Raw genomic sequence first — 15,033 nt, 5'->3', positions numbered from 1 at the left:
GTGTTTTTCCAACAAAGCCCGGACGGCATGCTGGACGCTTCCTTGCTGGAGCGCCGCCGATGCCGTCCCCCCGCCTGCGCCATGAGGCGATCTTCCTGCTGGTGTTCGCCCTGGATCTGGTCAACATGTTCATCGCCACGGTGGCCTATCCGGCACTGGCAGCGGAACTGCACGCTGATGTCGGTACCCTGGCCTGGGTGGGCACCGCCTACATGCTGGGCCTGAGCGTGGTGATTCCGCTGGCGCCCTGGTTGGCCGCGCGCTGTGGTGAGCGTCGCCTGCTGCTGGTGGCGTTGCTGTTGTTCGCGGTTGCCGCTGTGCTGGCCGGCGCCGCACCGGGTATCGGCTGGCTGCTGGGCTGGCGCCTGCTTCAGGGGCTGGCCGGCGGCCTGCTGATTCCGGTGGCACAGGCGGCAGCGTACCGACAGTGCACGCCGGACCAGCGTGGCGCGCTGACCCGCCGCATCCTGCTGGTGGCGCTGCTGGTGCCCGCACTGGCGCCGGCGCTGGGCGGGTTGCTGGTGCAGTGGTTGTCCTGGCGCGGCGTGCTCTGGGCCAGCCTGCCGTTGGCGGTGGTGGCGATCAGCCTGGTGCTGGCCTGGATGCCGGCCGATGGCGCGCGCAGTGCGCCGCGCCTGCAGGCCTATGCGCTGTCCACCGCGATGCTGGCGCTGGGCGCGCTGCTGCTGGCGTTGACCTGGCTGGGTGAACCCGGCCATCGGGCCGCCGGTGCCGTACTGCTGTTGATCGCAATGCTGTTGGCGGCGGCCCACCTGCGGCATGCACGGCAGCAGGCGCAGCCCCTGCTGCGCTGGTCGCTGCTGTCCCATCGGAGCCTGCGCCTGGCGATGCTGGTCTATCTGGCAGTGCCCGGTGTGTTCATCGGCAGCCAGCTGGTCAGTACCCTGCAGCTGCACCAGGCCGGTTACAGCGCGGCACGCATCGGCGCGTTGATGCTGCCCTGGGCGCTGGCCTCGGCCATTGCGATCACGGCCAGCAAGCGCCTGCTGGCGCGCTTCGGCCCGGCCACGGTACTGCGAACGGGCATGCTCCTGCAGGCCAGCGGCCTGCTGTTGATGGCGCTGCTGCCGCAGCCGGCCTTCGCGTTGGCCGGGCTGCTGTTCGCGCTGATGGGCGCCGGCGGCAGCCTGTGCAGCAGCACCGCGCAGACGCTGGCCTTCCATGGGGTCGAGGGCGAAGCATTGGGCGATGCCAGTGCACTCTGGAACCTCAACCGCCAGCTCAGCTTCTGCCTGGGCACCGCGGCCATCGCGCTGCTGCTGGCATTGGCCATGCAATGGCTGCCGGCCCACGCCACCGGCATGGCGCTGGGTCTGGCCGCGGTACTGACCCTGCTGCCGATGGCGCTGCTGCGCCGGCCGCAGTTGCTCACCCTTTCGCAACCGGAGAACATCTGATGGATACCACCGCAGAACATGAAATCCACCACCTGCACGACAAGCTGCAGGCCTGGTTCCGTGCCGATGTCGGCGCCGATGCGCTGGAGGATCTGATGGCGCACTTCAGCGCGGACTTCAGCATGGTCGGCATCGCGGGTCGCCGATTGGATCGGCAAGCCGTGCAGGCGTTGTTCGCGGGCGGTCACGGGGCGCGCCCCGGGCTGCGGATTTCCATCGACGCCGTGCACGCGGTGGAAGCGCCTTCACCGCTGGCGGTGCTGCGCTATCGCGAAGGGCATTCGCTCGATGGCGGCACGCCTGCATGGCGGGAGTCACTGGCGGTGCTGCGGCAGGAAACCGGGCGCTGGCGCTGGCTGGCCTTGCATGAAGTGCCGGTAGCCTGACCGGTAGTGCCGGCCGCTGGCCGGCAACCGCGTAACGCGCCGCAGGATCATGAAGTTGCCGGCCAGCGGCCGGCACTACCGGTCGCCGGCGAGCGCAGCGGCAACGCAGGCACATGTGCCATCAGTCCTGCCTGCATCCACCGCAGAATGCAAAGCCCGCACACACTTCATGGCTCGGGGCAGGAGTAGGCTTGGAGCTTTCCTGCCGGGAGGGGTTGTCCATGCGTGTGCGTGCCGTCGCTGTAGCCATTGCCCTTTGCCTGTCCAGCGCCGTGCTGGCCGCCGATACCCCGCCGATGACCCCGGACATCAGCGGCAAGCCCTTCGTTGCCCCCGATGTCGGTCGTGACTACGACAAGCGCGTGGTGATGGTGCCGATGCGTGATGGCACCAAGCTGTATACGGTGATCGTGGTGCCCAAGGGTGCCCGCAATGCCCCGATCCTGCTGACCCGCACCCCCTACGACGCTGCTGGCCGTGCCAACCGCAGTGACTCGCCGCGCATGCGCGACCTGCTGCCACAGGGCGACGAGGTGTTCGTCGACGGCGGCTACATCCGCGTGTTCCAGGACATCCGTGGCAAGTACGGCTCCGAAGGCGATTACGTGATGACCCGGCCGCTGCGCGGGCCGTTGAACAACACCAAGGTGGATCACTCAACCGACGCCTGGGACACCATCGACTGGCTGGTGAAGAACGTGCCGGAGAGTAACGGCAAGGTCGGCATGCTCGGCTCGTCGTACGAGGGTTTCACCGTGGTGATGGCGCTGACCGACCCGCACCCGGCACTGAAGGTGGCCGCGCCGCAGAGCCCGATGGTCGATGGCTGGATGGGTGACGACTGGCTCAACTACGGTGCGTTCCGCCAGGTCAACTTCAACTATTTCGCAATGCAGACCGAGAAGCGCGGCAAGGGCACGCCGCTGCCCAGCCTCGGCTATGACGACTACAGCACCTTCCTGCGCCTCGGTTCGGCCGGTGACTACGCGCGTTTCACCGGCGTGGACCAGCTGACCTGGTGGAAGAAGCTGGTCGAGCACCCGGCCTATGATGGCTTCTGGCAGGGCCAGGCGCTGGACGCGGTGATGGCCAAGACACCGTTGAAGGTGCCGACCATGTGGCTGCAGGGCCTGTGGGACCAGGAAGACATGTGGGGTGCCAACCACGCCTACCAGGCGATGGAAGGGCGCGACAGCGGCAACAACCGCAACTATCTGGTGATGGGCCCGTGGCGGCACAGCCAGGTGAACTACGGCGGCAGCGAGCTGGGTGCGCTGAAGTTCGATGGCGATACCGCGCTACAGTTCCGTCGCGATGTGCTCAAGCCGTTCTTCGACCAGTACCTGGTGGATGGCGCGCCGAAGGCCGATACGCCGCCGGTGCTGATCTACAACACCGGCGAAAACCACTGGGACCGCCTGAAGGGTTGGCCGCGCAGCTGCGACAAGGGCTGTGCCGCCAGCAGCAAGCCGCTGTACCTGCGCGCCGGCGGCAAGCTGGCGTTCCAGGCACCGGCGGCGGGCGAGGGGGACTTCGAGGAATACGTGTCCGACCCGGCCAAGCCGGTACCGTTCGTGCCGCGCCCGGTCCGCTTCGGCGACCGCGACATGTGGACCACCTGGCTGGTCAAGGACCAGCGATTCGTTGATGGCCGCCCGGACGTGCTGACCTTCATCACCGAACCGCTGACCGCGCCGCTGCGCATTGGCGGCGCGCCGGTGGTGCACCTGCAGGCTTCGACCAGTGGCACCGACAGCGACTGGGTGGTGAAGCTGATCGACGTGTATCCGGACCAGGAAGCGTCGACGCCGGAGATGGGTGGCTACGAGCTGCCGGTGTCGCTGGCGATCTTCCGTGGCCGTTACCGCGAAAGCTTCAGCGATCCGAAGCCGCTGGCCGCCAACCAGGTGCTGCCGTACCGCTTCGACCTGCCCAACGCCAACCACACCTTCCAGAAGGGCCATCGGGTGATGGTGCAGGTGCAGTCCAGCCTGTTCCCCCTGTATGACCGCAATCCGCAGACCTACGTGCCGAACATCTACCTGGCCAAGCCGGGCGATTACCAGAAGGCCACGCAGCGGGTCTGGCACAGCGCAGCGCAGGCCAGTTACATCGATCTGCCGGTGTATTGAGGTTGATGAGGTACGCCGGGTGCGCGATGCCCGGCGGCGGTAGTGCCGGCCGCTGGCCGGCATCGGCGACGGTGCAGGACCGTGTCGACCCAGGTCGACACCTGCCAGGGCTGAACCATGGCATGTCGAATCAGGCGGCTTTGGTAGTGCCGGCCGCAGGCCGGCATCCGCGACGGCGCGAGAGCATGTCGACCAAGGTCGACACCTACCGGGGCTGAGTCATGGCATGTCGAATCAGGCGGCTTTGGTAGTGCCGGCCGCTGACCGGCTACCGCGACGATGCAGGAGCGTGTCGACCAAGGTCGACACCTGCCAGGGCTGAGCCATGGCATGTCGAATCAGGCGGCTTTGGTAGTGCCGGCCGCTGGCCGGCATCCACGACGGCGCGAGAGCATGTCGACCAAGGTCGACACCTACCGGGGCTGAGCCATGGCATGTCGAATCAGGCGGCTTTGGTAGTGCCGGCCGCTGGCCGGCTACCGCGACGATGCAGGAGCGTGTGGACCAAGGTCGACACCTGCCAGGGCTGAGCCATGGCATGTCGAATCAGGCGGCTTTGGTAGTGCCGGCCGCTGGCCGGTATCCGCGACGGTGCAGGAGCATGTCGACCAAGGTCGACACCTACCGGAGCGGGGATCCTCACCCCACCTTCGAGGGGCCCGTACGCCAGCGGCTGGGGACCAGGCCGAAGCGCTTGCGGAACGCGGCGGCGAAGTTGCTGGGGTGGCGGTAGCCGCTGGCGGCGGCGGCCTGCTCAACCGTCCATCCGTTTTCGCGCAGGCCCTGTTCGGCATGGCGCATGCGCTGTTCATGCAGGTAGTCGAACACCGAACTTCCATACTGCTGGGCAAAATGGCGGCGCAATGAGCTGGGGCTCATGCAGGCCAGCCGGGCCAGCTCGACCAGGCTGTGTGCATGGCTGGGGTCGTCATGCAGGTAACTGCGTACCCGTTCCAGGCGCTCGCGCTGGCCGGCACGCAGCGTGCGCACCGGGTCGGTCTGCAGATCCTCGGCCTGCAGGCCGAGGGCCAGCAGCTGCAATGCCACGCCTTCGCGCCACAGCGCGTCGATGCCGTCCTGCCACGGGCTGTCGAACAACTGGCCCAGCACCGGCAGCATGGCGTGGGGAATGGCCCAGTGGCGGCATTCCAGGTGCGTGCCAAGCGCTTTTTCCAACTGTGGCATCTGGAAAACATCCGCGTCGATGCCACCCGGCACGATCACGCTGACCCCGCGCAGGCGCGTTTCGCCGGGGTGCGCGCCGGTCATCTCGATCTGGTCGCGATGGTGGGCGGTCATCGCGGTGCCGGCACGCAGGGTGAAACTTCCGCGTCGCGGGATACGCACGTCGACCTGACCCTGCAGCATCACGCGGATGGCGAGCCCGGGCCGCTGTTGCGTGGTCGCCACATAGGGGAACCGGTTATGCACGTCGGAGGCGATCAGGCTCATGCCACCGCGCATGAACTGTTCGTTGACTTCGCCGCGGCCGGCCCACTGGTCGTCACGCAGGTGTTCCGGATCAGCGCGGTAATCGAAGCCGTGGCGTTGGCCGAAGCGGCGGTAATCGGCAAAGGTGAAGTATCGGGACATCGCTCGGCACGTACAGGAGGGGGAGGCGCTGGCGCCATGAGCCCATGTGCTGCCCCGCGTAGCGGGCAGCCTGGAAGGCCGGAAAACGCCAGGTTGGAAGGAATGTGTCGAAGAAACTGGAAACGTTTCCCATTGTCGCTGCGAATCATTCGCAGGGGATTTGAATACGGTCAAACCGATTGGTCATTACGGCCAAGTTGAACGGAGTGCCGGACATACGCCAGCGTTTTGCCGCTATATCCGTACTTGATTCCCTACATGAACTTCGGTTGAGGTTTCATTGCTGGAACGATCATCCGCGGACAGGCTGTTGGTCTGCTCGTCACAGCGGCCGGCGTAAGGTGATGGATTGGCGGCCGCGCGCCGCATCGCTACCCCCACCGATGGAGAATGCAGATGATTGATTACCAGCTGACCGGCAAGACCGCGATCGTGACCGGCGGCGTGTCGGGCATCGGCCTGGCCGTGGCACAGACGCTGGCCGCATCCGGTGCCCGTATTTCGGTCTGGGACCTCAAGCAGGATGCGGTGGATGCCACCGTGGCGCAGTTGCGCAGCACCGGCGCACAGGCCATCGGCATCGCGCTGGACGTCACCGACGATGCAGCGGTGGAGGCGGCGGTGCAGCGCACGGTCAAGGAACTTGACGGCCTGCATGTGGCGGTCAACAACGCCGGTATCGGCGGGCCGGCGGCCAGCAGCGGCGACTATCCGATCGAGGGCTGGCAGCGGGTCATCGACGTCAACCTCACCAGTGTGTTCCTGTGCCAGCGTGCGCAGATCCAGGCAATGCGGGCCGCTGGAACCGGCGGCAGCATCATCAACATGGCCTCGATCCTGGGCCAGGTGGGCTATGCCGGTTCCACCGCTTATGCGGCGGCCAAGCACGGCGTGGTCGGGCTGACCCAGACCGCCGCGTGGGAACATGCGGCCGACGGCATCCGTGTCAACGCGGTGGGTCCGGGTTTCATCAGCACGCCGCTGCTGGAGAAGATGGACCCGAAGGTGCGCGCCACGCTGGAAGGACGGCACGCGCTGAAGCGGCTGGGCACGGCCGAGGAAGTGGCGGCATTGGTGGCCTGGTTGGCCAGCGACGACGCCTCGTTTGCGACCGGCGCGTACTATGCCATCGATGGTGGCTACCTGGCGCAGTGATGCGTTGAACGCAGGGTGCGGTGCCGCCGGGTGTCGCCCGGCGCTACCGGGTGAACGGACTGTGGCGTGGCCTTCACCTCTGTGCCACGGGGGCCACGCGACGCTCCGGGAAAACCCCGGAGCTTGACCATGGAACTCACCCAGGATGTCTCGATCCTGCTGCGCGTAGCTGCAGCGATGCTGTTCGGCGGCGTGCTGGGCGTCGAGCGCGAGATGGGCAAGCACGCCGCTGGCCTGCGTACGCACATGCTGATCGCGGGGGCCGCTGCGCTGATCGTCGGCCTCGGCGACTCGGTGGCCGAGCATTTCCAGCAGGAGCGCTACCGCGACCTGCTGCAGGTCGATCCGGTGCGCCTGATCGAAGCGGTGGTGGCCTGTGTCGGCTTCGTTGCCGCTGGCACCATCCTGCGTGGGTCACGCGAGGACCAAGTCAGCGGCCTGACCACGGCCAGCTCGCTGATCATGGCAGCGGCCATCGGGATTGCGGTGGGGATCAGCAAGTACGTGATCGCCATCGGGGTGAGCGTGCTCTGCGTGCTGGTGCTGGCGGTGATGCGGCGGCTGGAGAAACGGATCTCGTAGGGAATCTCGAATTGCCGGCCAGCGGCCGGCACTACCATGCGGACTGAATGGTCGGACCAATATGGCATATAGCCCTATGGTCTAATAGGTTCCTCGCCGGAGTGGCGGTTAAATCCGCTGCAAGTGGTCTGATCGAAATCATTATTGGTACGACCAATAATCGACAGCCATGGCGACCCACCGCCTGCGGTGGAGCACATCCCGCCCCAGTCGAGAGCCTTCATGCAGCCCTGGCAACACCTGTACGACCCCGCCGGCAACCTGTGGTTGTCCAGCCTGATCGCGCTGCTGCCGATCGCGTTCTTCTTCGTTGCCCTTGCGGTGCTGCGCATGAAGGGCTGGCTGGCCGGCACCATCACCGTGGCCATCGCGCTTGGCGTGGCCCTGTTGTTCTACCGCATGCCGTTGAGCCAGGCGCTGGGCGCGGCCGGTTTCGGCTTCGTCTACGGCCTGTGGCCGATCGCCTGGATCATCATCGGCGCGGTGTTCCTCTACAAGGTCTCGGTCAAGACCGGTCAGTTCGACATCATCCGCGCTTCAATCCTGTCGGTGACCGAAGACCAGCGCCTGCAGATGCTGATGGTCGGTTTCGCGTTTGGTGCCTTCCTGGAAGGCGCGGCCGGCTTCGGTGCGCCGGTGGCGATCACGGCGGCGCTGCTGGTCGGGCTGGGCTTCAAGCCGCTGTATGCCGCCGGCCTGTGCCTGATCGTCAACACTGCGCCGGTGGCGTTCGGTGCGATGGGCATTCCGATCATCGTGGCCGGGCAGGTCACCGGCCTGGATGCATTCGAGATCGGCCAGATGGCCGGCCGCCAGCTGCCGTTCCTGACTGTGATCGTGCTGTTCTGGATCATGGCCATCATGGATGGCTGGCGTGGCATCAGGGAAACCTGGCCGGCGGTGCTGGTGGCCGGTGGCTCGTTCGCCATCGCGCAGTACCTCACCTCGAACTTCATCGGCCCGGAGCTGCCGGACATCACCGCCTCGCTGGCGTCGCTGGTGTGCCTGACCCTGTTCCTGCGCCGCTGGAAGCCGGCACGGATCTTCCGCTTCGATACCGAAACCAGCGCCGAGGCGGCCGCGCAGGCACTGGAGGCACCACGCTACAGCGTCGGCCAGATCGCCAAGGCGTGGTCGCCGTTCCTGATCCTCACCGCGATGGTCACGCTGTGGAGCATCAAGCCGTTCAAGTCGCTGTTCGCGGCAGGCGGCCCGTTGGAAGGCTGGGTGCTCAAGCTCCCGGTGCCGGGCCTGGACCAGAGGGTGCAGAAGATGCCGCCGATCGTCGACGCGCCGCTCAGCTATGAGGCGATCTACAAATTCGACTGGTTCTCGGCCACCGGCACCGCGATCTTCCTTGCGGCGGTGATCGCGATCATCGCACTGCGCATGCCGGCCCGCTCGGCGCTGCAGACCTTCGGCGAAACCGTGCGTGAGCTGCGCATGCCGATCTACTCGATCGGCATGGTGCTCGCCTTCGCCTTCATCGCCAACTACTCGGGCCTGTCGGCAACACTGGCGCTGGCACTGGCACACACTGGCGATGCGTTCCCGTTCTTCTCGCCGTTCCTGGGCTGGCTGGGCGTGTTCCTGACCGGTTCGGATACCTCGTCCAATGCGCTGTTCTCGGCGCTGCAGGCCACCACCGCGCAGCAGATCGGCGTATCCGACGTGCTGCTGGTGGCGGCCAACACCACCGGCGGCGTTACCGGCAAGATGATCTCGCCGCAGTCGATCGCCATTGCCTGCGCGGCGGTCGGCCTGGCCGGCAAGGAGTCGGACCTGTTCCGCTTTACCGTCAAGCACAGCCTGATTTTCACCACGATGGTCGGCCTGATCACCCTGGCCCAGGCCTACTGGCTGACCTGGATGATTCCCTGAGCCATGCATGGCTGGCCGACCACCCGCTGTGCGCTTCGGGCCACAATGGCGCCATGAGCACGCAACGTATTTCGGACAGGGTGGCCGCGCAGCTGCGCGGCCTGGTGCAGGAACAGCGGCTGCGGCCGGGCGACCGGTTGCCCGCCGAGCGCACCCTGGCGGTGCAGCTGGGGGTCTCGCGCACCGCGCTGCGCGAGGCGATCGCGCAGCTGGCCAGCCAGGGCCTGCTGACCGCACGCATCGGTGGCGGCACTTACGTGGCCGAACCGGCGGCGCGCGCGCGGCAGGCGCTGGATGAACCGCTGGCGCCGTACCTGCCGCTGTTCCAGGGCGACCCGGAATACCGTTTTGACGTGCTGGAGATCCGCCACGCGCTGGAAGGTGCCACTGCCTGGCATGCGGCGCTGCGAGCCACCGATGAGGACCGTATGCGCATCGCGCAGGCCTTCCAGACCATGATGGACGCGCACGGCAAGGACGACCCCACCGGTGAAGCAGAGGCTGACGCGGCCTTCCACCTGTCCATCGCCGAGGCCTCCCACAACCTGGTGCTGCTGCAGGTGATGCGCGGCCTGTTCGAACTGCTGCAGACCAACATCTCGCAGAGCCGCGAGAAGCTCTACACCTCGGCGAGGACCTTCTCGCCCCTGTCCGACCAGCACCGCGAAATGATGGATGCGGTGCTGGCCGGCGACCCCGAACGCGCGCGCGCCGCCGCGCATGCCCACCTCGAGTTCGTGCACACCACGCTGCGCACGCTCGATGACAACGAAGCCCGGCGTGCGCGGGCCTCGCGCCTGCCTTCCCCACACGGTTGACCCCATGATCATCTCCGCCTCCACCGATTACCGTGCCGCAGCGCAACGCCGGCTGCCGCCGTTCCTGTTCCACTACATCGATGGCGGCGCGTATGCCGAGCACACGCTGAAGCGCAACGTTTCCGACCTGTCCGACATCGCGCTGCGCCAGCGCATCCTGCGCAACATGTCCGACCTGAGCCTGGAAACCGAGCTGTTCGGCGAAACGCTGGCAATGCCGGTGGCGCTGGCGCCGGTCGGCCTGACCGGCATGTATGCCCGCCGCGGTGAAGTGCAGGCGGCGCGCGCGGCCGACAGCCGGGGCATCCCGTTCACCCTGTCCACCGTATCGGTGTGCCCGATCGAGGAAGTGGCACCGGCCATCCAGCGGCCGATGTGGTTCCAGCTGTACGTGCTGCGCGACCGTGGCTTCATGCGCAATGCGCTGGAGCGGGCACAGGCCGCCGGCGTGACCACGCTGGTGTTCACCGTGGACATGCCGGTGCCGGGCGCGCGCTACCGTGATGCACACTCCGGCATGAGCGGCCCGAATGCCTCGCTGCGCCGCATCGGCCAGGCCGTCACCCATCCGCACTGGGCGTGGGACGTCGGCCTGTTCGGCCGTCCGCATGACCTGGGCAACATCTCCACCTACCGCGGCAACCCGACCGGGCTGGAGGATTACATCGGCTGGCTGGGCAGCAACTTCGATCCGTCCATTTCGTGGAAGGACCTGGAGTGGATCCGCGAGTTCTGGAAGGGCCCGATGGTGATCAAGGGCATCCTCGACCCGGATGATGCGCGCGATGCGGTCAGGTTCGGTGCCGATGGCATCGTGGTTTCCAACCACGGTGGTCGCCAGCTGGATGGCGTGCTGTCTACCGCACGTGCATTGCCGGCCATCGCCGATGCGGTGCAGGGCGACCTGAAGATCCTCGCCGATTCGGGCATCCGTACCGGCCTGGACGTGGTGCGCATGCTGGCGCTGGGGGCCGATACCGTGCTGCTGGGGCGCGCCTTCGTCTATGCGCTGGCCGCGCAGGGCGAGGCCGGCGTGGCCAACCTGCTGGACCTGATCGCCAAGGAGATGCGCGTGGCGATGACACTGACCGGCGCGCGCCGCATCGCCGACATCGGGCGCGATTCGCTGGTCAACCTGCCATGAGTGGCCATGACGCCGTGCTGGCGCAGTTGCGCGACGCGGTCGGCAGCCGCCATGTGTTGACCGGCGACAAGGCCACGCGCCGCTTCCGTCGTGGCTACCGCTTCGGCGATGGCCCGGTGCTGGCGGTGGTGCGCCCAGGTACCTTGCTGGAACTGTGGTATGTGCTGCAGGCAGCGGTGCAGGGCGGAGCGGCGATCATCCTGCAGGCGGCCAATACCGGCCTGACCGGTGGCTCGACCCCGGATGGGGACGACTATGGGCGCCCGATCGTGCTGGTCAGCACGCTGCGCCTGACCGGCATCCAGCTGTTGAACGAGGGCCGCCAGGTGCTGTGCCTGCCCGGCGCCACGCTCGACCGCCTGGAGCAGACCCTGGCACCGCTGGGCCGCGAACCGCATTCGGTGATCGGCTCCTCCTGCATCGGCGCCTCGGTGTTGGGCGGCATCTGCAACAACTCCGGCGGCGCGCTGGTGCGCCGTGGCCCGGCCTATACCGAGCTGGCGCTGTATGCGCAGGTCGATGCGCAGGGCCAGTTGCAGCTGGTCAACCACCTCGGCATCGCGCTGGGTGATACGCCCGAGCAGATCCTGCAGCGCCTGCAGGCCGGTGACTATGCCGCTGAGGACGTGGGTGACGGCGATGGCCGCGCCGCGTCTGATCCACGCTACGCCGAGGAAGTGCGCCGGGTCGATGCCGATACGCCGGCACGCTTCAACGCCGACCCCAGCCGCCACTTCGAAGCGGCCGGTTCGGCCGGCAAGCTGGCGGTGTTCGCGGTGCGCCTGGATACCTTCGAAAAGGAGCCCGCTGAGGTCTTCTACATCGGCAGCAACCGCACCGACAGCCTCACTACGATCCGGCGCCAGCTGCTGACCGGCTTCGAGCGCCTGCCGATTGCCGGCGAGTACATCCACCGCGATGCCTATGACATCGGCGAGCGCTACGGCAAGGACAGCTTCCTGTTGATCGACCGCCTCGGCACTTCCCGTGTGCCCGCCGCGTTCGCATTGAAGAGCCGGGTCGATGGATGGTTCGAGCGGCTGGGCCTGCGCGGGGTGACCGACCGGGTGATGCAGGTGCTGACCGGCCTGCTGCCCTCGCACCTGCCCAGGCGCATGGGTGAATTCCGCCAGCGCTACGAGCATCACCTGTTGCTGAAGGTCTCCGCACAGGACGCGGCGGCAACCGAGGCCTGGCTGCGCGGCTTCTTCGCCGATCATGAGGGTGGTTACTTCCACTGCACGGCCGATGAGGGGCGCAAGGCGTTCCTGCATCGCTTCGCGGTGGCCGGCGCGGCGGTGCGCTACCGCGAAGTGCATCGGGACCAGGTGCAGGATATCGTGGCGCTGGACATCGCCCTGCGCCGCGATGATGCCGACTGGTTCGAGCAGTTGCCGGCCGATATCGATGGCCGCCTGCTGCACAAGCTGTATTATGGGCACTTCCTGTGCCATGTGTTCCACCAGGACTACATCGCACGCAAGGGCGAAGACCCGATGGCGATCGAGCACGCGATGTGGGCGCTGCTGGACCAGCGCGGCGCCGAGTATCCGGCCGAGCACAATGTCGGCCACCTGTACCCGGCCAAGCCGGCCCTGGCCGGGTTCTATCGGCAGCTGGACCCGAGCAATACGTTCAATCCGGGCATCGGCCAGACCTCGAAGGAAAAAGGGTGGGGTGGCTGCGACTGCGGATGATGTAGAGCCGAGCCCATGCTCGGCTGCTCTTTCCGACAGACAGCCGTCGAGCATGGCTCAGCCCCACCCGGACAGCGGTTACCATCGGAATCCCGTACGCAGGAGCCGCCCATGCCCACCATCGTTGCCCGCGCGACCCTGTGCGCTGCATTGCTGGCAACACCGCTGCTGGTGCTGGCGCAGTCCGCGATCCTGCCGCAGCAGCGCGACGCCGCCGGCAACGTGATGGAGCCGCTGGGGCAGGTGCTGGAACAGGGAGGGCAGGGCGAAGCACGCATGCAGTACTGCACCCTCGATCGTGCCTGGTGCGTGCGTGTGCAGCCGGTGGCCGAGGACGGCGATCGGCCGACGACGCTGGAAGTCTCTGAACGGGAGGCCGGCGAAAGTGAGCCGCACGTCCACCACGTCAGCATCGACGTGCCGCAGGAAAGCGAGCTTTCGCTGTGGCCGTGGATCGTGCGGCTTGCGCCTGGCGTTGGCAGCGATGAGGCAGTGAGCGACCCGCGGCAGCGCGCCCGCCAGAACGTGCTGGTGGGCGGTATCGTCAAATTCAGCACGATGTACTCAGGCGGTGGTGCCGACGCGTCCACGCTGCAGCTGGCGCGCGTGCGTCACCTGCAGGATGACATCCAGGTGGACGACGACGTGCTGACCCTGCCATGGCTGGGCAACGCGATGATCCGCGCCTGTTTCAGCGAGCAGGACATGAAGCAGCGCGCCGGTGCCTGCCACGACGAGTACGGGTTCTCGGCAAGGCTGGCGCTGGATACCGCCGCCGGGGGCATGCCGGTGCTGCGCTACCAGACGGTGGCGACGCGGTTCCCGGCCGGTGTCTCACGCTTCGAGGATTCGCTGGCCAAGGGGCCGTTGAAGAAGAAGGACCTGCGCACCGAGCAGGACCCGGCGTGCAGCTACACGCGGTTGTTCCGCTTCAGTGATGGGGTGTTCCACCCCGACCAGGCGCTGCCGGACTGCGCGGGGTATACCGAGCCCTGAGCTGTAGAGCCGAGCCTGCGCTCGGCTGTCACGGAAGCGCAGCCGGGCATGGGCTCGGCTCTACAGCGCCTACTCGCAGCGGGTGGCGGTGATGATGTTGTCCTTGTCCACGTACACACGCAGGCGGTCGTGGCGGATGTCCTTGGTGGTGATGGTGTTGGGGCCGATCGGGTTGACCAGGCCGGCACCGCTTTCGCTGGACAGGCGGCGGATGTTGGGCTCATTGGCAGGCTGGCCGATTGCCCAGCCCAGCTGGCTGGCGTCGCAGTGGCCGGTACCCTTGACCTGCGGACCGGGGGTGCTGACGCAGGCCGACAGCAGCAGGGCCGACGCGGGTAGCAACAGGGACAGACGGAAGGCGGACATGCAGCGCTCCTGCGCAGGGAAGATGGGCGGAACGATAGCACCCGGCGCGCGAAAGGCGTCAGCGCCCCGGTCATTGCCGGCACGGCGTAGCCACTGCATAGTGGGAGGGATGACTGGCATCGCGCCAGCGGGCAGGCCGGGCCATTCCGGTGCAGGTGCTGGATACGGTATGACGGCAGACAGTTTCCGCGACAAGCGCAGGGCGATGACGGTACTTGCAGTATCGGTGCTGGCCGTGGCGTGTGCCGCCACTGCCGCCGAGCCAGTGCCGGCCGCAGCCGCGGAAACGCCGGTGTTCGGCGCGTGGCGCAACCTTCAGACCGAGGCCGGCTACGCGCCGGCCCAGCGCAATCTGGCCTTCGCCATGCTGCCGCAGGCGGCGACCCGCGGCGACCGTTTCGCCATCCTCGACCGTGAAGGCAAGCGGGCGGTGTGTTGTCTGCAGGTGGCCAGCCCGTCGCTGGGCGTGGCCGCGCTGCGCGAGCAGTACCACCTGCCGCAGGCCTGGGTGACCGACCTGAGCAATGGCCGCAGCCCGGCGCGTCCTTATCTGCCGCATGTCTATGCGATGCAGCGTGTGGACGAACTGGCAGACTACGGCTTCGCCGATGTGCCCGGGGCCTACAGCGACCTGGGTGGGCTGCTGATCCCCGAGGGCGCCGCCCTGGAGGACGATGGCAGTGCCGTCCTGCTGGGCGACAACCGTTATTCCCTGCATTTCCAGCGCCAGCCGCACGCCGATGATGATGGCGCGCTGGACCGCTACACCCTGCAGGGCGGCGACGGCGAGGCCCCGTTCGTGGTTGAAGTGCCGTTCGGCACCTACTGACTGCAGCACTGCACTGGCTAGAATGCAGCGCGGCGC

13 protein-coding genes are annotated in these 15,033 nt (G+C 67.2%); 11 read left to right on the top strand and 2 right to left on the bottom strand.

Annotation, left to right across the window (positions count from 1 at the left end):
* Nucleotides 1-59 precede the first annotated feature (59 nt).
* The 3 genes from AC5P7I_RS15485 (at nucleotide 60) to AC5P7I_RS15475 (ending at nucleotide 3,936) form a co-directional block, all read left to right on the top strand.
* A complete protein-coding gene (locus AC5P7I_RS15485) occupies nucleotides 60-1,418 on the top strand; it encodes an MFS transporter (RefSeq protein ID WP_262088229.1) in 1,359 nt (452 codons plus the stop codon).
* Entirely contained in the window at nucleotides 1,418-1,804 is a 387-nt protein-coding gene (locus AC5P7I_RS15480) for a DUF4440 domain-containing protein (RefSeq protein ID WP_014647499.1), read from the top strand. Before AC5P7I_RS15485 ends, AC5P7I_RS15480 begins: the two co-directional genes overlap by 1 nt.
* Before the next feature lie 221 nt (nucleotides 1,805-2,025).
* Entirely contained in the window at nucleotides 2,026-3,936 is a 1,911-nt protein-coding gene (locus AC5P7I_RS15475) for a CocE/NonD family hydrolase (RefSeq protein WP_262088228.1), read from the top strand.
* Nucleotides 3,937-4,575: 639 nt separating this feature from the next.
* Here the strand turns inward: AC5P7I_RS15475 and AC5P7I_RS15470 are convergent.
* Entirely contained in the window at nucleotides 4,576-5,529 is a 954-nt protein-coding gene (locus AC5P7I_RS15470; RefSeq protein ID WP_262088227.1) for a helix-turn-helix transcriptional regulator, read from the bottom strand.
* 396 nt (nucleotides 5,530-5,925) lie between these two features.
* On the opposite strand from AC5P7I_RS15470, the gene AC5P7I_RS15465 reads away from it, so the two are divergent.
* The 7 genes from AC5P7I_RS15465 (at nucleotide 5,926) to AC5P7I_RS15435 (ending at nucleotide 13,802) form a co-directional block, all read left to right on the top strand.
* Nucleotides 5,926-6,684 carry an SDR family NAD(P)-dependent oxidoreductase gene (locus tag AC5P7I_RS15465; RefSeq protein ID WP_014647496.1) on the top strand — a complete coding sequence of 253 codons (759 nt, stop codon included), beginning with the start codon at nucleotides 5,926-5,928 and terminating at the stop codon, nucleotides 6,682-6,684.
* A 129-nt stretch (nucleotides 6,685-6,813) separates the two neighbouring features.
* Entirely contained in the window at nucleotides 6,814-7,266 is a 453-nt protein-coding gene (locus tag AC5P7I_RS15460; RefSeq protein ID WP_005413774.1) for an MgtC/SapB family protein, read from the top strand.
* 222 nt (nucleotides 7,267-7,488) lie between these two features.
* Nucleotides 7,489-9,147 (top strand): L-lactate permease, encoded by a 1,659-nt coding sequence (gene lldP / locus AC5P7I_RS15455; protein ID WP_197575064.1) that lies wholly within the window; start codon nucleotides 7,489-7,491, stop codon nucleotides 9,145-9,147.
* A 53-nt stretch (nucleotides 9,148-9,200) separates the two neighbouring features.
* Complete coding sequence (gene lldR, locus AC5P7I_RS15450; RefSeq protein WP_053495068.1) at nucleotides 9,201-9,965, top strand: transcriptional regulator LldR; 765 nt, start codon at nucleotides 9,201-9,203, stop codon at nucleotides 9,963-9,965.
* 4 nt (nucleotides 9,966-9,969) lie between these two features.
* On the top strand, nucleotides 9,970-11,109 hold the full coding sequence (gene lldD, locus AC5P7I_RS15445) for an FMN-dependent L-lactate dehydrogenase LldD (RefSeq protein ID WP_075076509.1): 1,140 nt from the start codon (nucleotides 9,970-9,972) through the stop codon (nucleotides 11,107-11,109).
* Nucleotides 11,106-12,806, top strand: coding sequence for a D-lactate dehydrogenase (gene dld, locus AC5P7I_RS15440; protein ID WP_262088226.1), 1,701 nt, complete (start codon nucleotides 11,106-11,108; stop codon nucleotides 12,804-12,806). Before lldD ends, dld begins: the two co-directional genes overlap by 4 nt.
* Nucleotides 12,807-12,917: 111 nt before the next feature.
* Nucleotides 12,918-13,802, top strand: a complete 885-nt coding sequence (locus tag AC5P7I_RS15435) for a hypothetical protein (protein ID WP_262088225.1) — start codon at nucleotides 12,918-12,920, stop codon at nucleotides 13,800-13,802.
* Nucleotides 13,803-13,871: 69 nt separating this feature from the next.
* Here the strand turns inward: AC5P7I_RS15435 and AC5P7I_RS15430 are convergent, their stop codons facing one another.
* Entirely contained in the window at nucleotides 13,872-14,168 is a 297-nt protein-coding gene (locus tag AC5P7I_RS15430) for a hypothetical protein (protein WP_014037553.1), read from the bottom strand.
* A gap of 169 nt (nucleotides 14,169-14,337) precedes the next feature.
* On the opposite strand from AC5P7I_RS15430, the gene AC5P7I_RS15425 reads away from it, so the two are divergent.
* On the top strand, nucleotides 14,338-14,997 hold the full coding sequence (locus AC5P7I_RS15425) for a hypothetical protein (protein ID WP_032957698.1): 660 nt from the start codon (nucleotides 14,338-14,340) through the stop codon (nucleotides 14,995-14,997).
* The last annotated feature ends 36 nt before the right edge of the window (nucleotides 14,998-15,033 follow it).

This window comes from Stenotrophomonas sp. YJH_SMC_138, from assembly GCF_059369855.1.
The sequence above is the reverse complement of the archived record's forward strand: the minus strand, read 5'-3'. Positions and strand labels throughout refer to the sequence as shown.